The 25,781-nt window shown below is 30.1% G+C and carries 23 protein-coding genes; 7 read left to right on the top strand and 16 right to left on the bottom strand.

The window, feature by feature from the left end; genetic code table 11:
• Positions 1-53 precede the first annotated feature (53 nt).
• Positions 54-1,112, top strand: coding sequence for an isoaspartyl peptidase/L-asparaginase family protein (locus LPB03_RS09880; RefSeq protein WP_065319455.1), 1,059 nt, complete (start codon positions 54-56; stop codon positions 1,110-1,112).
• Here LPB03_RS09880 and LPB03_RS09875 read toward each other — a convergent pair.
• From LPB03_RS09875 to LPB03_RS09855, 5 genes are all read right to left on the bottom strand, one after another.
• Entirely contained in the window at positions 1,100-1,444 is a 345-nt protein-coding gene (locus LPB03_RS09875; RefSeq protein ID WP_065320101.1) for a hypothetical protein, read from the bottom strand. The two genes, LPB03_RS09880 and LPB03_RS09875, sit on opposite strands and share 13 nt — an antisense overlap.
• A 182-nt stretch (positions 1,445-1,626) precedes the next feature.
• Positions 1,627-2,913 (bottom strand): outer membrane beta-barrel protein, encoded by a 1,287-nt coding sequence (locus tag LPB03_RS09870; protein WP_065319454.1) that lies wholly within the window; start codon positions 2,911-2,913, stop codon positions 1,627-1,629.
• Complete coding sequence (locus LPB03_RS09865) at positions 2,913-3,431, bottom strand: RNA polymerase sigma factor (protein ID WP_317039015.1); 519 nt, start codon at positions 3,429-3,431, stop codon at positions 2,913-2,915. The genes LPB03_RS09870 and LPB03_RS09865 overlap by 1 nt, the downstream gene beginning before the upstream one ends.
• A 22-nt stretch (positions 3,432-3,453) precedes the next feature.
• Positions 3,454-3,858, bottom strand: coding sequence for a hypothetical protein (locus tag LPB03_RS09860; protein WP_065319452.1), 405 nt, complete (start codon positions 3,856-3,858; stop codon positions 3,454-3,456).
• A 36-nt stretch (positions 3,859-3,894) separates the two neighbouring features.
• On the bottom strand, positions 3,895-4,311 hold the full coding sequence (locus tag LPB03_RS09855) for a hypothetical protein (protein WP_065319451.1): 417 nt from the start codon (positions 4,309-4,311) through the stop codon (positions 3,895-3,897).
• Positions 4,312-4,534: 223 nt separating this feature from the next.
• Here LPB03_RS09855 and LPB03_RS09850 point away from each other — a divergent pair, with 223 nt between their 5' ends.
• The 3 genes from LPB03_RS09850 to LPB03_RS09840 all read left to right on the top strand — a co-directional run bounded on the left by LPB03_RS09850 (position 4,535) and on the right by LPB03_RS09840 (position 6,507).
• Positions 4,535-5,509: a LuxE/PaaK family acyltransferase gene (locus tag LPB03_RS09850; RefSeq protein WP_065319450.1), complete on the top strand. Its 975-nt coding sequence runs from the start codon at positions 4,535-4,537 to the stop codon at positions 5,507-5,509.
• Positions 5,510-5,703: 194 nt separating this feature from the next.
• Positions 5,704-6,162 carry a large conductance mechanosensitive channel protein MscL gene (mscL, locus tag LPB03_RS09845; protein ID WP_065319449.1) on the top strand — a complete coding sequence of 153 codons (459 nt, stop codon included), beginning with the start codon at positions 5,704-5,706 and terminating at the stop codon, positions 6,160-6,162.
• Between the two features lie 93 nt (positions 6,163-6,255).
• Entirely contained in the window at positions 6,256-6,507 is a 252-nt protein-coding gene (locus LPB03_RS09840) for an SWEET family sugar transporter (protein ID WP_065319448.1), read from the top strand.
• A 115-nt stretch (positions 6,508-6,622) separates the two neighbouring features.
• On the opposite strand, the gene tyrS is transcribed toward LPB03_RS09840, so the two are convergent.
• Complete coding sequence (tyrS, locus tag LPB03_RS09835) at positions 6,623-7,915, bottom strand: tyrosine--tRNA ligase (protein WP_065319447.1); 1,293 nt, start codon at positions 7,913-7,915, stop codon at positions 6,623-6,625.
• A gap of 128 nt (positions 7,916-8,043) precedes the next feature.
• Between tyrS and LPB03_RS09830 the strand changes: the two genes are divergently transcribed.
• The gene (locus LPB03_RS09830) at positions 8,044-9,045 is read left to right on the top strand and encodes an NAD-dependent epimerase/dehydratase family protein (RefSeq protein ID WP_065319446.1); all 1,002 of its coding nucleotides are present in this window, start codon (positions 8,044-8,046) and stop codon (positions 9,043-9,045) included.
• Here LPB03_RS09830 and LPB03_RS09825 read toward each other — a convergent pair.
• From LPB03_RS09825 to LPB03_RS09815, 3 genes are all read right to left on the bottom strand, one after another.
• On the bottom strand, positions 9,035-9,502 hold the full coding sequence (locus LPB03_RS09825; protein ID WP_065320100.1) for a DUF4296 domain-containing protein: 468 nt from the start codon (positions 9,500-9,502) through the stop codon (positions 9,035-9,037). The two genes, LPB03_RS09830 and LPB03_RS09825, sit on opposite strands and share 11 nt — an antisense overlap.
• Position 9,503: 1 nt before the next feature.
• On the bottom strand, positions 9,504-10,844 hold the full coding sequence (locus LPB03_RS09820) for a dihydroorotase (protein ID WP_065319445.1): 1,341 nt from the start codon (positions 10,842-10,844) through the stop codon (positions 9,504-9,506).
• A 61-nt stretch (positions 10,845-10,905) separates the two neighbouring features.
• On the bottom strand, positions 10,906-11,628 hold the full coding sequence (locus LPB03_RS09815) for a polyprenol monophosphomannose synthase (RefSeq protein WP_065319444.1): 723 nt from the start codon (positions 11,626-11,628) through the stop codon (positions 10,906-10,908).
• Positions 11,629-11,710: 82 nt separating this feature from the next.
• Between LPB03_RS09815 and LPB03_RS09810 the strand changes: the two genes are divergently transcribed.
• Together LPB03_RS09810 and LPB03_RS09805 are read left to right on the top strand one after the other, a co-directional pair.
• Complete coding sequence (locus LPB03_RS09810) at positions 11,711-12,352, top strand: DUF4271 domain-containing protein (RefSeq protein WP_065319443.1); 642 nt, start codon at positions 11,711-11,713, stop codon at positions 12,350-12,352.
• Positions 12,353-12,370: 18 nt separating this feature from the next.
• Positions 12,371-13,117: a uroporphyrinogen-III synthase gene (locus LPB03_RS09805; RefSeq protein ID WP_065319442.1), complete on the top strand. Its 747-nt coding sequence runs from the start codon at positions 12,371-12,373 to the stop codon at positions 13,115-13,117.
• Positions 13,118-13,591: 474 nt separating this feature from the next.
• Here the strand turns inward: LPB03_RS09805 and LPB03_RS09800 are convergent, their stop codons facing one another.
• From LPB03_RS09800 to LPB03_RS09770, 7 genes are all read right to left on the bottom strand, one after another.
• Positions 13,592-15,073 (bottom strand): carbohydrate binding domain-containing protein, encoded by a 1,482-nt coding sequence (locus LPB03_RS09800; protein WP_065319441.1) that lies wholly within the window; start codon positions 15,071-15,073, stop codon positions 13,592-13,594.
• Between the two features lie 22 nt (positions 15,074-15,095).
• Entirely contained in the window at positions 15,096-16,694 is a 1,599-nt protein-coding gene (locus LPB03_RS09795) for a RagB/SusD family nutrient uptake outer membrane protein (protein ID WP_065319440.1), read from the bottom strand.
• 18 nt (positions 16,695-16,712) lie between these two features.
• Positions 16,713-19,775 (bottom strand): SusC/RagA family TonB-linked outer membrane protein, encoded by a 3,063-nt coding sequence (locus tag LPB03_RS09790; RefSeq protein WP_065319439.1) that lies wholly within the window; start codon positions 19,773-19,775, stop codon positions 16,713-16,715.
• A gap of 516 nt (positions 19,776-20,291) precedes the next feature.
• Positions 20,292-21,419: an endo-1,4-beta-xylanase gene (locus tag LPB03_RS09785; protein ID WP_065319438.1), complete on the bottom strand. Its 1,128-nt coding sequence runs from the start codon at positions 21,417-21,419 to the stop codon at positions 20,292-20,294.
• Between the two features lie 73 nt (positions 21,420-21,492).
• The gene (gene uxuA, locus LPB03_RS09780) at positions 21,493-22,665 is read right to left on the bottom strand and encodes a mannonate dehydratase (protein ID WP_065319437.1); all 1,173 of its coding nucleotides are present in this window, start codon (positions 22,663-22,665) and stop codon (positions 21,493-21,495) included.
• A gap of 12 nt (positions 22,666-22,677) precedes the next feature.
• Positions 22,678-23,406, bottom strand: coding sequence for an SDR family NAD(P)-dependent oxidoreductase (locus tag LPB03_RS09775; RefSeq protein WP_065319436.1), 729 nt, complete (start codon positions 23,404-23,406; stop codon positions 22,678-22,680).
• A gap of 23 nt (positions 23,407-23,429) precedes the next feature.
• The gene (locus LPB03_RS09770) at positions 23,430-25,634 is read right to left on the bottom strand and encodes an alpha-glucuronidase family glycosyl hydrolase (RefSeq protein WP_083187193.1); all 2,205 of its coding nucleotides are present in this window, start codon (positions 25,632-25,634) and stop codon (positions 23,430-23,432) included.
• Positions 25,635-25,781 lie beyond the last annotated feature (147 nt).

The raw sequence follows: 25,781 nt of genomic DNA, 5'->3' as shown, positions 1-25,781 counted from the left end.
TTAATTAAATTAAACAGAAATAACTATTTTTGTTTGATATTAAACAATATTTTATGAAAAAAGCACTTTTTATTATTGCAACATGTATTATTTTCTTTGGATGTAAAAACTCTACAGAAGTTACATCCAAAGAAAAAAAAGATGATTTAAAAGTAAATGATTTTGCTATTATAATTCATGGTGGAGCAGGTACTATTTTAAAGAAAAATATGTCTGATGAAAAAGAAGCTGAATATCAACAAAAACTAGAAGAGGCTATAAAAGTTGGTCATACAATTCTAAAAAATGGAGGAACAAGTCAAAAAGCAGTGATGAAAACCATTCAGGTTATGGAAGAATCACCCTTATTTAATGCAGGTAAAGGTGCTGTTTTTACACACGAAGAAACCAATGAATTAGATGCTTCTTTTATGGATGGAAAAACGTTAAATGCTGGAGCTGTTGCAGGTGTTAAAAATGTAAAAAGCCCAATTGAATTAGCGATAAAAGTAATGACAGATTCAGATCATGTAATGCTTTCAGGAGAAGGAGCATCGATTTTTGCAGCAGAAAAAGGTTTGGAAATTGTAGATCCAAGTTATTTTTATACAGAAAATCGTTTTAAATCACTTCAAAGAATAAAAGATAGAGAAAAAACAGAATTAGATCATGATGATAAAAAAGCTGCTTTTTATGATGCAGATATTAAAGACAGTAAATTCGGAACAGTAGGTTGTGTGGCTTTGGATAAAAATGGAAATATTGCTGCAGGAACATCAACAGGAGGTATGACCAATAAAAGATGGGGTAGAATTGGAGATGCACCAATTATTGGTTCAGGAACGTACGCAAACAACAAAACCTGTGGAGTTTCTTCTACAGGTTGGGGTGAATATTTTATAAGAAACCAAGTTGCGTATGATATTTCTGCACAAATGGAATATAAAAATGTCTCCTTAAAACAAGCCACTCAAGATGTAATTCAAAATAAATTAACCTCACTTGGTGGAACAGGTGGAGTTGTTGCTTTAGATAAAAATGGCAACATGTCTTTTGAATTTAATACAGCTGGAATGTACAGAGCATCAATGGACGATAAAGGCAAATTAATTGTAAAAATTTACAAAGAATAAGCCAACCATTTTTCTGGCAAAGGTTCTAAATTAATATTTTTAGGAACAGAATTTAATTTTTTCTTTATCCCTATTTTAGAAACTTTAGTAATCGATAAATTAATATTATTCCTTTCGTTAATTACTTCTAAAACATCTCTGATAGATTTTTTAGCACATAGTACTAAACTATTCATCATTGCATTAGATTCTATAGATAAATCATATAAATCAACATAAAATTTAGGTTCATTATCTTGATTTATAATCCATTGTGTAGGTTTTCTTTTGGGGATTTCTAAAACTGTTTTAGTTCCGCTCAAAGTTCTATATGTTGTCTCTATAAGCTTCATTTCGTCATCTTTTATGTCCATCAAATTCGTAGCAATCATTTTCAAAAGAATTTATTTGTATTAAACTTTAAAAGGAGGGCAAATATAATTATTTAACGAGTATTGTTCTTTTGTTTTCGTTAAATCGTTAAAATTTATCGCCAAATTGTTAAAGTATATACGATGTTTTAGGTTTTGGTTTTTTAAAATTGGTATTTAATTCCTGAATAAATACCCAAGTTAAAAGGTGCGAAACCGTTAGCTTCTGTTTTAAAAGTGTTAAGTTGTACTTTAAACATCGGGTTTATGTTTAAAGACCAATTTCTATTTAAGAAATAATTAAAATCGAAGCCTAAATTTCCACTAAAATTAATGTTATTTAAGTTTGTTAATTCACCTGTTCTGGTTGTGTTAAAGGTGTTTAAAACCACTTTATTTTTATCTAAAAAAAGCGAACTAAAACCTGTAACTAATTGTGCTTCAATTTTAGTGTTGTTAGAGAAGTTGTATTTCATTTCTAGGGGGATTTCTATGTAGCCGAAATTTTGTGATAAATTTCCTGTACTTTTTACAAAGTTAGTAAATAAATTAGACATAATGCTCAAATTTTCAGATACAGAATTGTTAAAGGAAACAGCACCATTATCTTTAAAAGCCACAGATTGCAAGTTTGCAATTTCTGAAGGGTACACAGCAATTTGATTGTTAGAATATTTCATTTCTTGCAGATGAATTCCAGATTGAATCGTCCATCTTTTATTGAGTTTGTAACCAACTTGCAAACCGTAAGAAAATGAATTTTCGCCAGTTGTTGTATTGGCTAAATCCTCTGCAATAGGAGAAGTATTAGAAAATGAATTAGACTGTAAAACTCCAAAAGTAGGAGCTACAGACCAATTTTTTACTATTTCTTTATTCTTTATTTGTGTTTCTTTTGTTGCTAAAAAAGCATTAAAATCCATTTTTTCAGAAGCGTTTTTAATAGTAATATTTTCAATATATATTGTTGTTATTTGTTGATTTGAAGTCAGATTTGCATCAATATTAAAAGGTTTTAAAAATGTTGTTTTTGCTGGATTTTTACGTGCAACAAATTCTTTTTTAGTGTTGTTAGTATTCGATTTTTCTTCTTTTATTTCTGTTTTTACAAATGCATTTTGATTCGTTTTTAAAACTTGTTCAACTTTATTATTTTGTAAAATTAAAGTATCAATTGTAGTATTTATTAAAGGTTTTTTTGTTGGGCTTGTTGTAATAACTTCATCAATTTTAGGAATTATGTGTTGGTTTTCATTCGTAGAAAATGGATAGAAAAATAAACCTAACACCAAAATTGCTGCAGCTGCACCAGAAAATAGCCAAAAAGGAAGAACTCTACGTTTCTTTTTTTTGAGCTTGGTTTCTATGGAATTCCAAACTTTTTTATTTGGAGAAACCTCAAGGTTTTTCAGTTGATTTTTAAATAAATCATCTATTTTTTTATCCTCCATTAAAGTATTTTTTTTTGATGGATTTCTAATTTTTCTTTTAAAATTTTTCTGGCTCTGGAAACATTCGACTTTGATGTGCCTACAGAAATATTTAATAAACTGGCAATTTCTTTATGCGAATAATCATCAAGAACAAAAAGATTAAAAACCAATCGATATTGGTCAGGTAACTGCTGTACACATTCTAGCAAAACATCTATATTAAAAACGGTGTTTTCTAAGGCTGAATCTTCGTTTTCTATATTTTCGGCAACTTCTTTTACAATTTGTAAAGGCGCTTTTGATCTATATGTTTGCAGGGCTGTATTTATGGTAATTCGTTTTAACCAACCTTCAAAAGAACCTTTGTGATTGTATTGTTTAATTTTATCGAAAATTGTTAAAAAACTATCTTGCAGATTGTCTTCTGCATCTTGATAATTCCTAGAATACTTTAAGGAAACAGCAAAAAGTCTATCAGCAAAAAGTTGATAAACTTTAGATTGAGCAGCTAAATCTTGCTCACAACATTGCTGTATAAGTTTTTTAAGTTCGATGATTTTAATTTACAGGAACTACAACTTCTTCGAAAATATTTTCACCATTTGCATCAACACCTTTGTAAAATTTAAATAAATAATCTTCTCTTTGTGTTGCAGTTACAATAAGTTCGTATTCTTTTTGTGTTTCCATCTCTGTACAATTTTCATCTGCATACACAATAGCTCTAACTGCCACAATTCTTGCTGTATCTTGGTATTCATAATAAATATTATCAAAATTATAACAGCCATTTAATAATGTATATTTTACTTTAACAGTGTCTTTTTCGCCAAAGGTAAAAGATGCAGGAACTGTATATTCATCAATTGGTAAAATTTCGTAGCCATAATTTACTTGATCGTCGTTATTTAAACATGCGTAAAAAAGGAATAAACCTGCAAATAATAATAAGATTTTTTTCATAATATAAGTTTTAATGTTATTGTTTTTTTTAATTTATTAATAGTTTATTTGTGTATTCCAGCCTTCTAAATTTAAAATTATTGAATTTTCGTTTTCTTTCAATTTTTGAATATCAAACGTAAAATCTTTCTCAAAAACAGCTAAACAAGCTTCATTATTTTCAAGCAAAATCTTAGTGTTTCTTTGAATAGGATTCGATTCTAAAATTTGATTTTCGTCCACCAAAGTTGCTTTCCAACTATTTTCACTACAACCACTTGCGCTAATTGTTATGGTTAAAGAATTATCAGCTAAAACTACATTATTAATAGCGTAATTATTTGTTTGTGTATCGTCAAATAAATTTTTGTCGATAATTACACATTCGTTGCAAATATCTAGCGTTTTTTCTGCTGATTCAGAACATGCAAAAAATGCAAAAAAAGTAATAAAAAAAATGCTATTTAGTTTCATGCTGGTAAATTTTCAGATTTTTTTTTTAAATTTTAGTTTAAATTAATATTTTATTTAACACTACATACATTAGATACAAAAATTTTAAAAAGGTTGCGTGTATTAATCTTATTTTTGTAGCATAAAGATTTTTTAACAAAAACGCTATATTCACATTCCATTTTTACAGGAATAACAAGTGAATGAAACCCCAACAAAAATGTGGTGGTAATTTTTAGACTTTATGCAAAAAAAAATATTTAACATACAAACTCAAGAAGAGTTTACAGCAGTTGCTTTAGAGATTTTTAAACATCAGTTTAATAATAATAAAGTGTATCGTTCTTTTTGCGATTTATTATACATTCATCCATCAGATGTTACTAAAATTGAACAAATTCCGTTTTTACCAATTCAGTTTTTTAAAACGCGAGAAGTTCTTTCATCCAAAGAAAAAATAGCAGAAATTTTTACAAGTTCTGGAACTACAGGGAGTATTACCAGCAAACATTTAGTAACCGATATTAACTATTATAAAGAAAGTTATTTAAAGGGATTTGCACATTTTTATGGAAATATAGAAGACTATGTTGTGTTGGCTTTATTACCAAATTATTTAGAGCGAAAAGGTTCTTCTTTAGTTTTTATGGTTGATGATTTAATTGCGAAATCTAAAAATTCAGAAAGCGGATTTTATCTAAATAACCTTGATGAGCTTGCAAAAAAACTCATCAACTTAGATAAAAATGGACAAAAAGTTTTGCTTATAGGAGTTTCTTTTGCGTTGTTAGATTTGATTGAAAAACATCAATTTAATCTTAAAAACACCATTGTTATGGAAACTGGTGGTATGAAAGGAAGACGAAAAGAGTTGATAAGAAACGAATTGCATCAATTGTTAAAAAGTGGTTTTAAGGTTGATGAAATCCATTCAGAATATGGAATGACAGAATTATTAAGTCAGGCATATTCTAAAGGAAATGGCATTTTCGAAACCCCAAATTGGATGCAGATTTTAACCAGAGATACAGAAGATGCTTTAACTATTTTAGATAAAGAAAAAACTGGCGGAATTAATGTAATTGATTTAGCAAATTATAATTCCTGCTCATTTATTGCAACTCAAGATTTAGGAAAAGTTCACAAAAACGGAACGTTTGAAATTATAGGTCGTTTTGATAATTCTGATATTAGAGGCTGTAATTTGATGATGCTTTAAGAAAGGGAGAAAATAGATTTAAGAGTAGAGAAAAAAGAAAAAAGAAAACAGGATAAAAGAGAACCAAGAACCAAGATTCAAGAGAATATAGATTTCGCAAAATCTATGTTTTCTATATCTTTAAGTGGTATTTTTTTAGTTATAAGAAACAAGAATAAAGGGAAAAGAGTAAAGAAACAAGAATAAAAAAAATGATGAAATTTAAATTACTTGAAGATTTTAAAGACTTTGCTGTAAAAGGAAATATGATTGACATTGCTATTGGTGTTATTATAGGAACTGCTTTTAACAAAGTTGTTAATGTTTTAGTTAAAGAAGTTTTAATGCCTCCTTTAACATATTTAACAGCTGGCGCAAATTGGGAAAATAAAAAATATATCATTAGAGAAGCAGTTATTACAGATGGTACAACTAAATTTGAAGAGGTTGCCATTGGTTATGGAAAATTAATTGAAGCAGGTGTAGATTTTCTAGTGATTTCTTTTACTGTTTTTATGGTGGTTAGAGTAATGAATTCGATGAAGAAAAAAGCAGAAGATCCAAAAAATAAAACTGTGGCAACTCCAAAAAATATTGAGTTAATGAACAAGACAAATGAGCTTTTAGAAAAGCAGAATGCTTTTTTAATGAAAGTTTTGGCAGAGAAAAAGTAAAATCAAAAAAAATATTTATTTTAAAAGAGTTAAAGAAGAAAGGTATTAAGGTCTTTATAAATTTATATCAGTATTATTTTTGGTTTAAAAATTATGAACATAGAGATAATTGGGTTTTTGGCAGGTCTTTTTACCACAATTGCCATTGTTCCTCAAATAATAAAAGCATATAAGACTAAAAAGGTTGCTCATTTATCACCTGTTTTTTTCTCTATTTTATTAATTGGTGTTTTTCTTTGGGCATTATATGGTTTTTTAAAGGAAGATTATCCAATAATAATCACAAACTCTATTTCCTTTCTATTAAATGGTTATATGTTGTTTCTATATTTTAAGTATAAATAGATGTTTAGATCCTAACATTCATCAACAGTTAAAGTTGATTCTATATATTTACTAAAACAAAAAAGCGCTGAATTTTTAAATTCAACGCTTTTTTTTAAAACAATATTTTTAAAGGTTACTCAACAATCAATAAATAATTTGTCTTTTTTCCTCTTTGTAAAAGCACATATTTATTAGCGATTAAATCATCAGTAGTAATTATAAAATCTTCTTTTACCTTTTCTTTATTCACAGAAATTGCATTTTCTTTTAATGCTCTTCTAGCTTCTCCATTCGATTTTAAAAAATAGGTTTTGGCAGCCAAAGCAGCAATCATATCTAAACCTTCAGTGAATTCTTCTTTTGGAATGGAAGCCATTGGTACACCATCAAAAACATCTAAGAAAGTTTGTTCGTCTAAAGATTTTAAATCAGAAGCTGTAGATTTTCCGAACAAAATATTCGAAGCTTTTAACGCGTTTTCATACGCTTCTTTTCCATGTGTTAAAATGGTAACTTCTTCTCCTAATTTTTTCTGTAAAGAACGTAAATGAGGATTTTCTTGATGTTCAGCAATCAAGTTTTCAATAGTTTCTTTATCTAAAAAAGTGAATTTCTTTATAAAATTTTCGGCATCCTCATCAGACGAATTTAGCCAATATTGGTAAAATTTATAAGGAGATGTTCTATCTGCATTCAACCAAATATTACCACCTTCTGTTTTTCCGAATTTTGTTCCATCTGCTTTGGTAACTAAAGGAACTGTAATTGCATACGCTTTTCCTTGCGCTTTTCTACGAATTAATTCGGTTCCAGTTGTAATATTTCCCCATTGATCTGAACCACCCATTTGCAACTTGCAATTTTTATGCGTGTATAAATGGTAAAAATCATACCCTTGAAATAATTGGTAAGTAAATTCTGTAAAACTCATTCCCACAGAAGATTCAGAGCTCAAACGTTTCTTCACAGAATCTTTGGCCATCATGTAATTTACAGTAATGTGTTTTCCTGTATCTCTCACAAAATCGATTAAAGAAATATCCTTCATCCAATCGTAATTGTTTACCAATTCTGCTTTGTTTTCTGCAGCATCATCAAAATTTAAAAAACGCTCTAAATTTTCTCTAACTCCAGCTACATTTTTTGCCAAAGTTGCTTCATCTAATAAATTACGTTCAGCAGATTTTCCTGAAGGATCTCCAACCATTCCTGTTGCTCCACCAATTAAAGCAATTGGGTTATGGCCAGCAATTTGAAAGTGTTTTAAGATAAAAATTTGCACCAAACTTCCAATATGTAAAGAGTCTGCAGTTGGGTCAAAACCAATATAACCAGCTGTTTTATTTTCCAATAAATATTCTTCAGTATCTGGCATTATATCACTTAATAATCCTCGCCAACGTAATTCCTCAACAAAATTTGTCATTATAAATAGATTTTTTTTAAACGGTTACATTTCTTTTAATGCCAAACGAACATCAACATAAAACTAGTAACGTATTTTTTATGGCGACAAAGATAAACTTATCAATCAAAAAACTATAAATTAGCAGTATGATTTTAGTTACTGGAGGCACAGGTTTAGTGGGTTCGCACTTATTGTATCATTTAAGTTTAAAAAATGATAACATAAGAGCTATTTATAGAACAGATTCTTCTTTAGAAAAAGTAAAAAAAGTGTTTTCTTTTTATACGGATGATGCTACATTTTTCTCGAAAATAGAATGGTTTCAAGCAGATATTACGCAAGTTCCTGCAATGATTCCTGCTTTTGTGGGTGTAAAACACGTATATCATTGTGCTGCATTTATTTCTTTTAATCAAAAAGATTATAGAGAAATGAGAAAGGTAAATATTCATGGAACTGAAATTATTGTAAATCTTTCTGTGGATGCCAAAGTTGAGAAACTTTGCTTTGTAAGTTCCATTGCTGCTGTTGGTAAATCTTTAGATGATAATTTAATTGATGAAGAGTGTGAATGGAATAAAGAGCTAGATAATAGTGGTTATTCTATTACCAAATTTGGTGCAGAAATGGAAGTTTGGAGAGCCAGCCAAGAAGGAGTGGAGGTTATAATTGTAAACCCTGGCGTAATTTTAGGAAGCGGATTTTGGAACGCTGGTTCAGGCAAGTTATTTAGCCAAGTTTATAACGGTTTTAAATATTATACTGAAGGAATTACAGGTTTTGTGGCTGTACAAGACGTTGTAAAACCCATGATTCAATTAATGAATTCAACTGTAAAAAACGAGCGTTTTATTTTGGTTTCAGAAAACAAATCTTTCAAAGAAATTTTCTTTTTAATTGCAGATGGTTTTGGTAAAAAACGACCATCAATAAAGATAAAACCTTGGCAAACAGCTATTTTTTGGAGATTTAGTTGGTTGGTTTCAAAAATAACAGGAATTGCTCCTTTAATCACTAAATATTCAGCGAAATCAGCTCATTCTGTTTCTAAATATTCATCAGAAAAAATTAAAAATACAATTAATTATGAATTTGAACCTGTTGATAAATCGATTGAAAGGGTTTGTGAAAACTATCCTAAAGAGTAGGCTTTAAAGAATCTTCTTGTATTAATTTTTTTCTTGTTTTTAAAGAGTCTTTAGGAATTTTATTCGTTTTAAAATCTTTAATTTTTTTAATAGAATCGGCTCTTAAAGAATCGGTTCTTTTCTTGATTTCATCAAATACAGATTTTTGCTTTTCTAAATTGTTTTTTGCGTTCGTAAAAATTTCTTGATACAAATCAATTTTAGACATGTAATATAAATTACTCGTTTGAAAACGAAGAGAATCAATTCCAAAACGATCATAAACCAAAGGCATATAGTTTACTCTTTTCTCTAAATTTTTATTGTTCATATATTTTGCAGAAGTAGCAATCGACATTTCTTGCACCAAAAGACTCATGGTGTCTTTAGGAATTAAATCTTCTGGTTTTTCAAAAATGGTATTACTTGTGCAAGAAACCAAAAAAATAAGTAAAAATATATAAAGTGAATTTTTCATATTATCGATTAAAAGTAATTCGTTTTCCTTTAATATTATCATTAAAAACACCATTATTATACATTAAATTTCCATTTATAAATGTATGTGTTATGGTTGATGAAAATGTAGTTCCTTCAAAAGGAGACCAGCCACATTTGTATAAAATATTATCTTTAGAAACGGTTTGTGCTTTATTTGCATCAATTAAAACCAAATCTGCATAAAAACCTTCTTTTATAAAACCACGCTTTTCTATTTGAAATAATTTTGCAGGATTATGACTCATTTTCTCCACCAATTTTTCAATCGGAATTACGCCTTCTTTTACTTTTTCTAAAAGTGCAATAACTGCATGTTGTACCAAAGGTCCTCCACTTGGAGCATTCATATAATTGTTACTTTTTTCAGCTAATGTGTGTGGTGCATGGTCTGTTGCTAAAACATCAATTCTGTCATCTAACAAAGCTTTCCATAAACCTACTCTGTCTTTTTCTGTTTTTACAGCAGGATTCCATTTTATATGCGTTCCTTTTTCCTCATAATCTTTATCATTAAACCATAAATGGTGCACACAAACTTCAGCTGTAATTTGTTTTTCTTCTAAAGGAATATCGTTTCTAAAAAGGTGTGTTTCTTTTTCGGTTGATATATGAAAAATATGCAAACGTGCTCCAGTTTTTTTCGCTAATTCTATGGCTTTTGAAGACGATAAATAACAAGCTTCTTCGCTTCTAATAATTGGATGGTATTTTAATGGAATATCTTCTCCGTATTTTTCTACGTATGCTGCTGTATTTTTTCTGATGGTTGCTTCGTCTTCACAATGCACAGAAATAATCATTTTTGTTGATGAAAAAATCTTCTCTAAAACAGCTTCATTATCTACCAACATATTTCCTGTAGACGAACCTAGGAAAAGCTTTATGCCTGCTACTTTTTTTGGATCGGTCTTTAATAATTCATCTAAATTATCATTCGTTCCACCAAACATAAAAGAGTAGTTTGCATACGAGTCTTTAGCTGCAATTTTAAATTTATCTTCTAATAATTCTTGTGTAGTTGCTTGAGGAACTGTGTTTGGCATTTCTATAAAAGTAGTAATTCCGCCAGCAATAGCAGCTCTACTTTCAGAAGCTATATTTGCTTTGTGAGTTAAACCAGGTTCTCTAAAATGCACTTGATCATCAATAAAACCAGGAATTAAGTACTTTCCATCAGCATTAATAATTTCTACGTTTTCAGTCGGTACAATTTCCAAAGAAATTTGTTTTATAATTTCGTTTTCAATCAAAACATCACCTGTAAAAGTGGTATTTTCATTTACTATTGTTGCATTTTTTATTAAGTACGATTTTGTCATTTTATAAATTTTATTTCACTGATAAAACTAATAAAGGTTTACACAGTTAAGAAATTACATGTTATTTTGGTAATCCCTTTAATCTCATTTTTATCACACCAAAAAGCGCTTCAGAAACAATATTTCCGCTCATTTTTGAAGCTCCTAAATCTCTATCAGTAAAAATCACTGAGACTTCTTTAATGGTAAATTTATGTTTCCAAGCTTTAAATTTCATTTCAATTTGAAAAGCATACCCAATAAATTTAATTTTATCTAAATTGATGGTTTCTAAAACGTTTCGTTTCCAACAAACAAAGCCAGCTGTGGTATCAAACACAGGAATTCTTGTTATAAAACGCACGTATTTTGAGGCAAAATAAGAAAGTAATAGGCGCTTAATATCCCAATTCACAACATTTACTTGGTTATTTACATATCTAGAACCTACAGAAACGTCTCCACCATTTTTATGACATGCATTATACAGACGAATTAAATCCTTTGGATTGTGAGAAAAATCGGCGTCCATCTCAATGATGTATTCATATTTTTTTGCCAAAGCCCATTTAAAACCATGAATATATGCAGTGCCTAAACCATTTTTACCTTTTCTTTTTTCTATAAAAAGTTTTGTAGGGAATTCTAGCATCAATTTTTCTACAATTGCAGCAGTGCCATCAGGAGAATTATCATCAATTACTAAAATATGGAATACTTTTTTTTGATTGAAAGTAGCTCTTATGATAGCTTCAATATTTTCTTTTTCGTTATAAGTGGGAATAATAACTAAAGCGTCTGACATAAATTAATTTTCAGTAGTAAGAAAACAAATATACATTAATTAATGACTAATTTTGCGGGTATCATTCATAAATGAAAATTAATTGCAGGCAGTAGAAAAAATATCATTGGCTAATAATTGGATAACAGGAATTTTTCTGTTTTTGTTTTTGAGTATAGTTTTGTTAAAATTATTAGATTCAAAAAGATTAAAGGAAAGTTTTTTTACATTTTTTAATTTGAGTTTTTTAGAAGATGAAGATACTGAACCAACCAATTTTTTTGATCCATTTCAGATTGTCATATTCTTTTTTTCGATAGTAGTTTTGTCGTTACTAACCCATAAGATTATCGTCTTTAAAATTGTTAATTTTCAAAATACTTTTTCTACATTTTTACAAGTATTTATAGCTTTGCTTATTTATTTCTTATCAAAAAGAATATTAGAATATTTTTTATCACTATTATTTTTGATTAAAAAGGGGATTCATTTTTTTCTCACCTCCAAATATAATTACTTATATAGTTTATCTTTTTTAACATATGTAGCTTTAATTATAAATGAATATGCTGCTATTAATGAACTCTATATATTCTATTTTACTGGCTTTCTGTTTGTAACAAGATTTATCTTTTTTGCGATAAGAAATAAAAAGCTGATTTTTAACAAGTTGTTTTATTTTATTTTGTACATTTGCACCTTCGAAATAGCACCGCTATTTGTGCTCTCTAAATTGATGTTTTAAATACAAAATTAACAGTCTATGAAAGTGAAAACGATATTGGTTTCTCAACCAGCACCAAAGACAGAAACATCTCCTTATTTTGATTTGTCTGATAAGCAAAAAGTAAAAATTGATTTTAGATCTTTTATACATGTAGAAGGTATTTCTGTTAAAGAAGTTAGAGCAGAAAAAATCGATTTAAAAAACTTTACAGCTATTATTCTTACAAGTAGAAATGCAGTAGATCACTTCTTTAGAATTGCAGAGGAAATGCGTTTTAAAGTGCCAGATGCCATGAAATATTTTTGTCAATCAGAAGCAGTTGCTTACTATTTGCAAAAATATGTGGTTTATAGAAAGCGTAAAATTTACGTTGGGAACAGAACATTTACCGATTTAACAAAATTAATCAAGAAACATAAAACTGAAAAGTTCTTATTGCCTTCTTCTGATAAATTAAAGCCTTTAATTCCTGAAGAATTAGATAAACTAGGTATTTCTTGGAAAAGAGTAGATTTATATAGAACTGTAATTAGTGATTTGTCTGATTTAGAAAATGTTTTTTACGATGTTTTGGTTTTCTTTAGTCCTTCTGGGATAGAGTCTTTATTCCAAAATTTTCCAAACTTCAAACAAAATAATACAAGAATAGCTGCTTTTGGTAACTCAACAGTAAATGCTGTTACAGAAGCTGGTTTAAAGTGCGATATTATTGCACCTTCCAAAGAAACACCTTCTATGACAATGGCTTTAGATAAATATATTAAAGAAGCAAATAAGAAGTAAACTAGATTTAGTCTTGTTTATTTTTTTTTACAAGTTATAAAACCAAGCAGAAATGCTTGGTTTTTTTTGTTTTTATATTTTCTATTGTTATTGCCTTTTTAAAGCTAAGATTGATAATAATAATAATAAGTCAAAACTTATTTGTCAAGTATAATTTTCAGCATTTTAAATCATAAACTATAACTTGCGTTTAAAAAAACAAAATATTATATAAAGAGAAATGAAAAGTGTGCTTTCCTAAAGATATAGTTCGAAAATTCTAATAGAATTGATTAACAAGCGTTTGCATTATTAGATCCTAATATAGATGAGAGTTTCTAGTTAGTCTCATATTTGCTTTCTAAAAGTATTTAATTACATTCATAAGAATGAGTCATCGAATCTCTGGAGCCATTTAATTTTTAAAAAAATTAAAAAAAAAGGACCGATTTAATATAAAATCAGTCCCTTACAAATTCAAATAATACTATATAATTAATTTTTTCGAACTTCAATATCATCTACAAAATATACAGCGTCTTTAACAGACCCTAAATCTAAAACTAACCTACTGGCAGGATCGTTATTTGTAAATGTCCATTCAATTTGTTGCCATTCAGTACCAATATCATAGTTGCCAGAATACAAAGCGCCTGTTGTCGAATTTGTAGAAAACCTCATGTTTCCTCCTGCTGCTGATTTTATCCATATTTTAGCGGTATAAGATGCATCAACTTCAACAGTCATTGGGTCACTTGCAAATTGTGTTCTCCATGCATCTTGTCCTGCTCCAATTGCTTTAAGTGCTCTTGAACCTCCATGAACCTCTGTAGTCTCTACAGTCATTAAATCTGCACCATTAAATTCACCCCAATTTGTAAAATTGTCTGCGTCTCCAAGTTCTAAATCTCCATTAGCAATTAAATTTGGAGCAGGAGGTGGTCCTGATAGTGTACTAACCACAGTGATGTTGTCTACATGATAAATAGCTCCTGTAGAAACTCCCATATCTAAAACTAATCTAGTTGCAGGATCGTTATTTGTAAATGTCCATTCTATTTGTTGCCATTCTGTGCTTATATCGTAATTTCCAGAATATAAAGCTCCTGCAGCAGAGTTTGTAGAAAAACGTATGTTTCCACCTTCAGATTCTGCTTTGATCCAGATATTAACAATATAATCTACACCAATATTTGTTTCAGTAGGATCGCTTACAAACTGTGTTCTCCAAGCATCTCCACCTGCTGCTATTGCTTTAAGAGATCTGCCTGCATAAGGTTTATCTGAAGCTATTAAACCATCTCCTCCGTTAAATTTACTCCAGTTTGTAAAATCATCACCTGAACCTAATTCAAGTGTTCCATTTGCTACTAAATTTTCCCCAACATAAAATATAGATTCTGATTCAACAATACCACCTGATGTAGTAACTTCAATAGTTGCTAAGGTATTATTTTGTGGCCCACTAGGCACTGTTAAAATTAATTCTGTAGCTGAAGATGAAACAACGTTAGCATCAAAACCACTAACTTTTACGGTTTCTATATTGTTTAAATTAATACCTGTTATTGTAACATTTTCTCCTGGTTCTGCAGCTGTTGGTGAGATAGTAGAGATTACTGGATTAGGTCTTTGTAAAATTTCCATTTCTGAAGCAACTCTATAATTTTGAGCCATAGCCAGTGTAACTGGAGTCATTCCTGGAGGTGTATTTTTTGGGATTACAAAAGAAATAATATTTTCATTTAGTTGAAATTCTACTTGCTGTTCGCCTAAGAATACAAACTGCACAATGTCAAAATCATTACCCTGTATAGTTATAGTTTCTTCAGGGTATTCTATATTTGGAATAATATCTGTAATGGCAACATTTCCAGTGCCAACTAAAATATTATCATTATTCTCTTCACAACTAACTAAAATCGATAGCGATGCTAGAATGATTAGATAAAATAATTTATTTATATATTTTTTCATAATGAATTGTTTTAAAATTTAATTACCAACCTGAATTTTGTTGAACACCTAATTGATCTACAAAATTTTGTGGGATTGGCCATCTAACGTGTTTGTCCTGAATATTAGTAGATGCACTTGGGTTGTGTAGCCTTACTCTTTCTCTAAGTATTCCTAGACGATTTAAAAAAGCCCAACGATGTCCTTCATGACCAAGTTCACGAGCATGTTCTTCAATGATGTTTTCTAAATTTATTGTTGTAAAGTTTCCTGTAGAATTTCCATAAGCTCTTTCTCTAAGTGCATTTAAAGCTTTTAATGCTGCTCCTGTATTATTACTTCTGAAATATGCTTCAGCAGCTATAATGTATGCTTCAGATAATCTATTAACAATTATATTTCTAAATCCTTGAGCTTCAGACGCTAGTCTTCCGTAAGTTCCATCTTCCCAAGTTTTTGTTGTAGTTGGCTCTAAATAGCGAGCTTCTCTTTCATTAGATGCCCAGTCTTGGAAATAAGGGTGGTCTACTGTTAAAACATCACCTGCTTGTAAGGTAGAGCCTCCAGATAAACTAGTATCTATATTATCTGGATCGTCAATAGTCCACTCTGATTTATGCCATGCACCAAGACGTCCATCTTCATTTTCAAATAAAGTCCAGTAGTATTTAGATGGAGACAAACGAGACCATGGACGTCCTCCCTGTTCTAAAGTTCTTGCTACACCAGGTACTCTATCATATAAAGGAACATACATCTGTACAGTACGCTGTGGTCTGTTTTGATCTGCTTGGTTAAACACCCAAGAAAATATAATTTCAGGGTTATTTTCTTCTCCAGTTTTACCACCATCTAATCCAAAGATTGCATCTAATGGTTGTAATTGCAATCCATTATTCATTACTTGTTCTGCTGCTGCTGCTGCTGCTCCCCAATCTTCCTGCCACAAATAAGCTTTAGCTAATACTAGGTTTGCAAACTCTACAGAAGGAACACCTACATCTCCATTTTCTAACCTAGTTTTTAGTAATGGAATTGCAGCAGATGCATCAGCGACTATTTGTTGTAATAATTCTGCTCTTGATGACAATTCTGCTGTAAACACTATATCGTCAACAGATTCTGCTAATTCTGTAATTACAGCATTTTCCCAACGTTCCGCTAATTGTAAATATAAGAATGACCTTAGAGCATATGCTTCTCCAATAATCTTATCTTTACGTTCTTGTTCTGAAGAGTTGTTTGGCTGAAAATTATCACCAAATGCAATTACGGTATTACACCTATCAAGAGATAAATAAAGCCCATTAAAGATATCTTCTAAAGAACCGCTTAGCGCATCAAACCCGTTTCCGTATTCCATCATACCAAACATACCACCAGCGTTAACATCTACCATATTAGTTCCAGATGTTACAATATCTGTTCCACACTGTTTGTAGAGTGATATTTCATTATTCTCATGCAAAGATCTTGCTCTTTCATAGACTGCTAGCATAGAGGTTTCAAGTCCCTGAAGACTTGCAACTGCAATATCAGTTGGCAATCTATCTCTTTCAGTTAAGTCTATGATATCACTATCACAAGCATTTATTAAAAATGTAAGTGATATAATAGCCAAGTAAATTTTTAAGTTCTTCATAATTTTTATTTTACTTTCTTAAAATGTTATTGATGTTCCAAATGTCCAGTTAGATACTATTGGATAGGCACCAAAACCAGCTTCTGGGGAATAAGCGTCTTCAAAGTCTGTCCAATATTTTAAGTTGTTACCTCTAACATATAGAGATAAGGCTTTAAATGGTGATTTTTTTATAAGATTAGTTGGTAAATTATAGCTTAAAGATACATTTCTTAAAGCTAAGAAAGAAGCATCTCTAGTTTTTACTGCATCTCCTCTAGTTCCTGTCCAGTCCTGACTTCCAACTCTTGGAAATTCACTAGAAGGATTTGCTGCTGTCCAATAATTAATTGCAAGTTGATTATTTCGACCATTAAAACCTCCGTAGAAATTATTTACTCTTGTAACTCCTTGAATAGCTTCTAGTAAAACAGAAAGTTCAAAACCTTTGTAGCGTATAGTATTGGTAATACCTCCATACCAATCTGGATTAGGATTCCCTAGGAATAATCTGTCCTCACCGGGTGTAATAGCCCCGTCATTATTTACATCTAAGAATTTAGCATCACCAGGAACTTGATTAAATACTGCTGCTTCAGCAGATTCTTCTGTTTGCCAAACTCCTAAGAATTTGTAATTATAGATTACACCTATTGGTTGTCCTATAAACCATCCGTTTGCTTCATCATTAACAGGGTTTCCATCTGCATCTGTACTATTTCTATTTAATCGGACAATTTCATTTTTATCCATAGACCAAGTTAGACCTGCGCTCCATGAGAAATTTTCAGTATCAATAATATTTGCTTTTAAATTGAAATCAATACCTCTGTTTTGAGTTTCCCCAACATTAGTAATGTAACTTTCGTAACCATTAATAATAGGAATTAATTCTGGTAACAATAAATCTGTAGTTGTTGTACTATATATATCTATAGTACCACTTAAATTATTATTAAATAATCCAAAATCTAAACCTAAATTGATTTGTTTACTAGTTTCCCATTTTAAATAAGGGTTTGCCAATGTGTTTTTTGCATACCCTACAATGTTTGCCTCTACAACATCATCTACTGTACTTGGATCTCCATCTTGGTCTTGAAGAACCGTTGTTCTTACTACTGATGGTGTTGCTAAATATCTATAGTTTCCAATTCTATCATTTCCTAACGTACCAAAAGTTGCTCTAAATTTTAGAGTATTTAAAAAGCTATCTGTATTCCAGAATTTTTCTTTATTTAAATTCCACGCAAATGAAAGTGATGGAAAATTACCATATTTATTTGTACTTCCAAATTTAGAAGAACCATCTCTACGTAAAGTAAATGTAAAAATGTAACGACTCTCAAAGTTATAGCCTAATCTTCCTACATAATATACAATTCCATCTTCATCTGTATCCCAGCTAAATCTCTGGTCTTCTGTAGCTGTGTCATCAATTGCATTGTAACCTAACAAGTCAGTTGCTAACTTATCTGAAAAAGCGTCGAATTGTTCGAATGTGTTTTTTTGAAAACCATATACAAACGTTGCATCAATAGCATGTTTTCCAAAATCTTTTTTATAAGTTATAATGTTGTCAACTAAATAATTCACTTGATTTTGTCTTTGTATTTGTGCTGTGCTAGGGTCTCCATCAGAATAGTTACTAGAAGTAAATCTTCCATAAAACTGACTTCTATCTTCAGCAAAGGTGTTTAATCTGTAACTAAGGCCGTCTAAAATTTTGTATTCAAAATATGGATTTATATATGCACGTGTTACAAAACGATCTACTATAGATTCATTATACCTGTGAAATGGATTGATTTGAAATTGATCATCACGTACAAATTTTGTGAAAGTTCCATCTTCATTTACAACATCACCCAAAGGAGTGTTATTAAAAATTGGAACAAATGGAGCAAAACCTCCATTTTGATTGAACTCACTAATTGTGTTACTAGTTTCATCAGCAAAAGATTTTGTTAGTTGAACCCTAGCACCAACAGTCACTTTATCAGAAGGATTATATTCTCCATTAAAACGTAATGAATATCTGTTATAATCTGAATTAGTAACAATACCTTGCTCTTGGTATAAATCACCATTTAAGTAAAATTTCAATTTTTCTGATCCTCCAGATATAGCGATACTTGCATTTTGAGTCGTTCCTTGTTTAAGTAATAGTTCCTGCCAATCTACTTGATTTCCGTTTACATAGTTTGTAATTTCATTAGGATCTAATACAGCATTTACAGTACTTCCCTGTCCAGAATCAAATAAGTATTTTATGTATTCATCACCATTCATGATATTAACTCGAGTATTTACAGTATTAATACCTGTTGATGCATTTACTTTAATAGTAGGTTTACTAGCACTACCACTTTTTGTAGTAATTAAAACCACACCATTTGCAGCTCTAGAACCATATATAGCTCCTGCACCAGCATCTTTTATAATATTAATACTGGCAATATCATCTGGGTTTAGTTCGTTTATGTTTCCTCCTGGTAGAGGTACACCATCTACAACAATTATAGGTTGATTTGCCTCGCCTACAGATCCTGCTCCTTCACCTAAAGAATTATTACCTCTAATTGTAAAGTTTACGCCAGAACCAGGTTGTCCATTACCTCTTGTAACTCTTAAACCAGATACTTGACCTCTTAATGATTCTACAACATTTGGAACTGGTGTTTTTTCTATAACAGCTATATCTACTGTTGAAATTGCTCCAGTTACATTAGATCTTTCCTGTGTACCATATCCTACAATTACGATTTCATCTAATTGTGAAATATCTTCATTTAAAGTAACATTAATTACTCTTCTGCCATTTACATTGATAGTTTTAGTTACAAAACCAATAGAACTAAACTTTAATGTAGCATCTGAAGGAGCATTAATTGAGTAATTTCCATCAAAATCTGCAGTTCCTCCATTTTTTGTACCCTCAACTAGAACAGTTACTCCAGGGAGAGGTAAGCCCTCATTATCAACTATTGTTCCAGTTATAGCAATATTTTGAGCTGATAAACTAAAGGTAAATAATAAGAATAATAAAGATAAAATAGAACCTGTATTACATCCTTTTTTCGATTGAAGTTGATTATTCATAATAAAATTTGGATTTATTAAATTTATTCCACTTTTTTTGTGGAGTTGATAAATATATTACAATGATAGAAATAAAAATCCAAAAATGCAACCGATTGCGCAAAATAATTTTACAATGATAAAAAATAAGGTCGATAACAGTGCTTTAGTAGTAAAGAAGTAACTTAATTTGAATAAAAAAAATAAAATTTTATCAATATTTCTTTAAAAAATATTTAAAAATTACAAATTAACAAACATTCTTCTTTGTTATAAAAATATTAAACTTCAATTGTTATCTCATTAATCATCAGATCTATACTTAGTTTTTTTAATAAAATAAAAAGTAAATTTTAAAGTATTATATATCAAATATTTGAAAAAATCATATTTGATTTAAATATTTTCTTTATTAAATTTCGTAAATATAATTGATGCTTTTTTAAAATTTAAAGGGATACAACAGGGTTTAAAATAAAAAAAATCCGTTATTTTTTATAACGGAATTTTGATAAAATTTAAGAAAAATTACAATTATTATATATTCCCCTTTAAACCTTCTACAAAACCATTGTAAGAAGCTTTTGTGTTAAAATCATTATCATAAAGTAATGGCCAGTCATTACCATTGTTAAACCTCCAACTATCTTGATCTCTAAATCCCCATATAGTAATTCCATATTGTTGATTTGCGGGAACGGTTGTTGTATAATAATAAGCTGTATTTTGATATTGTGTAGCTTGTTGTGCAGCTCTTTCTTGAGTAAGATTAGTAATATCACTATTAGGATTTGCTCTCACGTCAAGCTCTGATGCATGAACTAATAACCCAAGATCAGAAATTTGCTGAATTGCTAGGGGAATATCTGATGTTGGCCAATCGTAGTTGAAGTGCATTTGCATTCCCACACCATCAATTGGAATATTATTCGAAATCATATCGTTTACAAGAGCTATTATCTTAGCTCTTTTTACTGGCTCTCCAGCAACATTAAAATCGTTATAAAATAATTTTACATCTGAATCTGCTTCTCTTGCCCAAGTGAAGATTTTATTAATGTAGTCTTCTCCAATTCTTTGAGTAAAAAGAGAACTTCTAATAGCTCCTCCATCAAAATATTCATTTACAGCATCCCAACCTGTAACAACTGAATTTCCTTCAGCATCTTTTTCTAATGCAAAATGTGCAACCGTTGCTTTTACATAACCTTGAATTTGAGCTTCAAACTCGGCATCTGTTCCTTGAAAACTGCTTAGCCAACCAGGAATTGATGAATGCCAAACTAATGCATGACCATGTACTCTCAAATTGTTTTCTTTAGCATATGCCACAATTGCATCTCCATCACTCCAATCGTAAGTGTCTGGACTTGGAAACATGTTTGCCATTTTCATGTCATTTTCTGCAGTTATGCTATTATAATCATTTCCTAAAACTTCTCTAAATTTTGCATTACCAGCTGAAGAAGATGCTAATTTTGTAGCAGAAACAATGTTACCAATTTTAAAATTAGCAAAATCTTTTAAAAACTCAGGGTCTGAACCATTGCCTTCAGGATTTGTTGGTCCACCAACTATAATGCGAGTTACAACATTTTCATCATCACTACATGCAGTAAGAAGCATTACCAAAATTAAAAGTGGTATAATTTGTTTGAATTTCATGGTTTGAATTTTAATATTTTATATTCCAAAGATGCAAAAAAAAAACTAAATAAACAATCGGTTGCGTAAAATATTAATTTTTTGTCAAATTATAGTTAATACCCATTTCTAAACCTCTTATTTCTGATAAGCCTTTAAGTCTTCCTATTAATGAATAACCTGGATATAATTCTTTACCTTCTATACTGTGTAAAAATCCATGGTCAGGTCTCATTGGGATACTTTTCTTTCTTGTTTGCATGATTTTTATAATTTTCTCAACAATTTTTTCCATACTGGTATCGCCTTCTAAATGGTCAGATTCCTTAAAGTTACCATCAATATCTTTTATAACATTTCTTAAATGCAAAAAATGTATTCTATCTGATGTCGTTTCTAAAATATCCAAAAGGTCGTTTTCAGGATGCGCACCTAAAGATCCTGTACAGTAGCACAATCCATTGGCAATACTTGGAACTTGGTTTAGAATAAGTTGTAAATCGGCTTTTGTACCTACTATACGTGGTAAACCTAAAACTGAATATGGAGGGTCGTCAGGATGAATGGCCAATGCAATACTTGCTTTTTCTGCAATAGGTGTTACTTCCTTTAAAAATAAAATTAGATTATTTCTTAAAGTAGCTTCATCAATATTTTTATATTCTTCTAAAAGTTTTAAAATTTGGGTGGATGTAAAGTTTTTTGTACTTCCTGGTAAACCTAATAGCACACTTCTTGATAGCTTACTTTTCTCTTTTCTTGACAATGATTGGCCATACAACAGTGCTTTTCTTATTTCTTCTGGTGTGTAATCTGCTTTTGCATTGGGTCTTTTCAACAAAAAAACATCAAAATACACAAAAGCATCTTTATGAAAATATAAAGATTTTGTTCCATCTTGATTCAGGTAATCTGTATGTGTTCTTACCCAATCTAAAACAGGCATAAAGTTATAGGTTATGACTTCTATGCCACACTCAGCTAAATTTTGAATGCTTTTTTTATAATTTTCTATATATTTCTCGTAATTTTTGGTACGTTTTTTTATATCTTCATGAACAGGTAAGCTTTCTACAACTTTCCATTCTAAGCCTTTATCTTCAATTAGTTTTTTTCTTTCATTAATGTCTTCAATTTCCCAGACATTACCTACAGGAATTTCATGTAATGCAGTTACAATTCCTTTAACGCCACATTGCTTAATGTTTATTAAAGATGTTTTGTCATTTGGGCCATACCAACGCATGGTTTTGGTCATAAAAATCATAATTATCTTTTTTTAAAAACCGATACTGTTACCACCGTCAATTGGAAGCACGGTTCCTGTAACGTAACTAGATTCACTTGATGCATAAAAATAGACAGCATCTGCAATTGTTGAGGGTTCACCTAAATATCCAAGAGGAGTTCTGCTTAATATTTTATTTTTACGTTGAATATCATTATCTAAAGCATTTGTACTCATTTTTGTTTTAATGAATCCTGGAGCTACACAATTAACCCTAATATTAAATTCTGCCAATTCAACAGCCATTGCACGTGTCATTACTTCTATAGCACCTTTACTTGCAGAATATGCAATAACTTTAGGTAAACCATATTGTGATGCCATAGAGCTAATATTTATAATACTACCACCACCGTTTTTTTTCATCACTTTAACAACCTCTCTACTAACAGCAAAAACACTTTGCACGTTTATATTCATAATGTTTGCAAAATCTTTGTCTGTAACCTCTGTAAATTCTTTTTTCTGATGTATGCCAGCATTGTTTACTAAGATATCTATATTGCCATTATTAGCTATTTCTTTTATCATGTTTGGTATACCTTCTAGGTTTCCTAAATCAAATAAATAGGGTATAGCACCAATTTCTAAAGCAGCACTTTCTGTTCGCTCTTTGTTTCTTCCAACTATATATGTTTTTATTCCGTTTTCACAAAGCTTTTTTGCAGTTGCGAACCCTAACCCTGAATTTCCTCCAGTTACTATAGCTACTTTACTCATTTCTTATTGTTGTTATTATTATTTTACCATTGCGATTTTATTCCTGGAGCATAAGGATGTTTAAGTGTTTGAAAATAATTTAAAGATTTATTAGGTTTTTCTACACCATCAGGAAGTTTCATTTTAGAGAATTGTTGAAAATATAATAAACAAGAATCTCGCCACCATTTTGCTTCTTTATATTGAATATTAAGCATCATTTGTATTTCTTTAAAACGACTCTCATCTACATATTGTTCCATTAAATTCCAAGAAGAAATCATGTTTTCAGCTTCATTTACACCTTGTTGATATTTTAAAGCTATATTATTCCAGAGTGTTTTTCCATTTTTTAGTTTATAATCCCAAGGTAAATGGTGAAACCAAAGTAAGTATATTTCTGGGGTAGTAGAAACGTTATTAAACATTTCTTCAACTTCTGGTGCATATTGTGCTGTAGCATTGCTGCCTGTTTTAGTTCTGTTAAAACCAACTCCTTTTTCATTTGCTTTATGATAATACACTGGGTTCCATTCTGGTCTAGATAAATTACCAACCCAAGGACCAGGACCATAATGATGATTTGTAGCCATTATATGATGCAAACCTAATGGTGTCATATAATTTACTACTGTTTCACGAGAGTCAATCATCATATTTTTTATAGGATTTACAAAATCATTTTCATTTGTAAACGTCATTCTTAACCATTCATCTGCAATGCTTTTAGCATCTAAATAAGGATTCCATGCTAATCTTCCAAAACCATACCAGTTAGATTGCAAGAAGTGGTTCCCAGTCCAATTAATATCATTTCCAATATTTGATACTCCAGAAACTCCCGTTAATTTTTTATTGTGTAAAGAACCATCAATAACTTTGGCTACAATAGAACCCTTGCCTTTTCTGTATGTATCTGCTTCTAAAACTTCTTGAAACAATTTAGGTTGATATACCAAATGTGTTGCACCACCCATATATTCTTGAGTAATTTGAAACTCTATCATGAGGTTTGTATTTGGCATTGCACCAAACATTGGGTGAAAAGGTTCACGAGGTTGAAAATCTATAGCACCATTTTTTACCTGAATAATTACATTATCTTTAAATTTACCATCATAAGGTACAAATTCTGTATAGGCTTGCTTTGCTCTGTCTGTTGGGTTGTGTTCTGAGTATACAAACGCTCTCCACATAACAATGCCTTTAAAAGGAGCTAAGGCATCTGCAAACATATTTGCGCCATCAACATGGTTTCTATCATAATCTTGAGGTCCTGGTTGTCCTTCAGAATTGGCTTTTACTAAAAAACCACCAAAGTCTGGTATGTATTTATAAATTTCCTTTACTTTTTCATTCCACCAATTTTTTACATCTTCATTTAAAGGATCTGCTGTTTTTAAGCCACCAATTTCTATTGGAGCAGAAAAACGTGCAGTAAGATAAATTTTTAATCCATAAGGACGAAAAATATCTGCCAATGCTTTTACTTTTTCTAAATACATTGGGGTTAAAATTAAAGCGTTAGAATTTACATTATTAACAACAGTTCCATTAATGCCAATAGAAGCATTTGCTCTTGCATAATCTAAATAACGTGGGTCTTTAAAATCGGGTAATTTATGCCAATCAAAAATAGAAAAACCAGCATAACCTCTTTCTACAGTTCTATCTAAATTGTCCCAATGGTTTAAAATACGAACATCTACTTTTGGAGAATCTATAATTTTTATTTGCTCAATAGGTTGGTTGGTTTGTAGTTCTCGTAAAAATCTAAAAACACCATAAAGAACACCTGTAGCTGTTTTAGCTGTAATTACAATTTTTTTATTGCCATTAATTTCTATTTTTTTAATAATAAAACCATCTTTCTTAATTTGTAATACATCTTCTTTTAAATTTTTTTGATGAATATCATTTAGGTTAGATATTGTACCAATAATTAAAACGTTATTAGAAGCCTCCTTGTCCAAAAAATAATCATCTCCAAACAATCCTGAAAAACCTCTTTCTAGCTCTTCAACACAGGCTTTAATAGTCTCTGAATTCCCAAAGCTGTGTATATTTTTTATTTGTGATAAATATTTTTTCTTTAAGGTTGAATTTTCAATGTCTGTATATTGCAACCATAAATTATAACCATTATTTTTTATAGGTGTTTTAGTTGATGTTCTTTTTTGTGAAAAAGAAATAGCAGAAAAAAAAACGATAAAAAAGTACGTACAAAATCTTTTTAAATTTAGCTTCATTGGTTAATCTGGTATAGAATTGTTTGCGAACTTACTAAAAATTTTATAATTTCGCAACCGATTGCATAATAAGAATTTTATTAAACAATAATTATTTAGATAAATGAAAGTTTGAAATTGAATTTGTAATTTATTTAAAAAAATAAA

Origin of the sequence: Polaribacter vadi (assembly GCF_001761365.1) — a bacterium.
In the GTDB taxonomy this organism is placed as follows: Bacteria; Bacteroidota; Bacteroidia; order Flavobacteriales; family Flavobacteriaceae; genus Polaribacter; species Polaribacter vadi.
This window is presented reverse-complemented; position numbering and strand designations above follow the sequence as displayed.

Bases quoted from the DNA above. Each gene is read 5' to 3' on its own strand.
- LPB03_RS09880 (WP_065319455.1), top strand. From the start codon at position 54: ATGAAAAAAGCACTTTTTATTATTGCAACATGTATTATTTTCTTTGGA.
- LPB03_RS09875 (WP_065320101.1), bottom strand. From the start codon at position 1,444: ATGAAGCTTATAGAGACAACATATAGAACTTTGAGCGGAACTAAAACA.
- LPB03_RS09870 (WP_065319454.1), bottom strand. From the start codon at position 2,913: ATGGAGGATAAAAAAATAGATGATTTATTTAAAAATCAACTGAAAAAC.
- LPB03_RS09860 (WP_065319452.1), bottom strand. From the start codon at position 3,858: ATGAAAAAAATCTTATTATTATTTGCAGGTTTATTCCTTTTTTACGCA.
- LPB03_RS09855 (WP_065319451.1), bottom strand. From the start codon at position 4,311: ATGAAACTAAATAGCATTTTTTTTATTACTTTTTTTGCATTTTTTGCA.
- LPB03_RS09850 (WP_065319450.1), top strand. From the start codon at position 4,535: ATGCAAAAAAAAATATTTAACATACAAACTCAAGAAGAGTTTACAGCA.
- mscL (WP_065319449.1), top strand. From the start codon at position 5,704: ATGAAATTTAAATTACTTGAAGATTTTAAAGACTTTGCTGTAAAAGGA.
- LPB03_RS09840 (WP_065319448.1), top strand. From the start codon at position 6,256: ATGAACATAGAGATAATTGGGTTTTTGGCAGGTCTTTTTACCACAATT.
- tyrS (WP_065319447.1), bottom strand. From the start codon at position 7,915: ATGACAAATTTTGTTGAGGAATTACGTTGGCGAGGATTATTAAGTGAT.
- LPB03_RS09830 (WP_065319446.1), top strand. From the start codon at position 8,044: ATGATTTTAGTTACTGGAGGCACAGGTTTAGTGGGTTCGCACTTATTG.
- LPB03_RS09825 (WP_065320100.1), bottom strand. From the start codon at position 9,502: ATGAAAAATTCACTTTATATATTTTTACTTATTTTTTTGGTTTCTTGC.
- LPB03_RS09820 (WP_065319445.1), bottom strand. From the start codon at position 10,844: ATGACAAAATCGTACTTAATAAAAAATGCAACAATAGTAAATGAAAAT.
- LPB03_RS09815 (WP_065319444.1), bottom strand. From the start codon at position 11,628: ATGTCAGACGCTTTAGTTATTATTCCCACTTATAACGAAAAAGAAAAT.
- LPB03_RS09805 (WP_065319442.1), top strand. From the start codon at position 12,371: ATGAAAGTGAAAACGATATTGGTTTCTCAACCAGCACCAAAGACAGAA.
- LPB03_RS09800 (WP_065319441.1), bottom strand. From the start codon at position 15,073: ATGAAAAAATATATAAATAAATTATTTTATCTAATCATTCTAGCATCG.
- LPB03_RS09795 (WP_065319440.1), bottom strand. From the start codon at position 16,694: ATGAAGAACTTAAAAATTTACTTGGCTATTATATCACTTACATTTTTA.
- LPB03_RS09790 (WP_065319439.1), bottom strand. From the start codon at position 19,775: ATGAATAATCAACTTCAATCGAAAAAAGGATGTAATACAGGTTCTATT.
- LPB03_RS09785 (WP_065319438.1), bottom strand. From the start codon at position 21,419: ATGAAATTCAAACAAATTATACCACTTTTAATTTTGGTAATGCTTCTT.
- uxuA (WP_065319437.1), bottom strand. From the start codon at position 22,665: ATGATTTTTATGACCAAAACCATGCGTTGGTATGGCCCAAATGACAAA.
- LPB03_RS09775 (WP_065319436.1), bottom strand. From the start codon at position 23,406: ATGAGTAAAGTAGCTATAGTAACTGGAGGAAATTCAGGGTTAGGGTTC.
- LPB03_RS09770 (WP_083187193.1), bottom strand. From the start codon at position 25,634: ATGAAGCTAAATTTAAAAAGATTTTGTACGTACTTTTTTATCGTTTTT.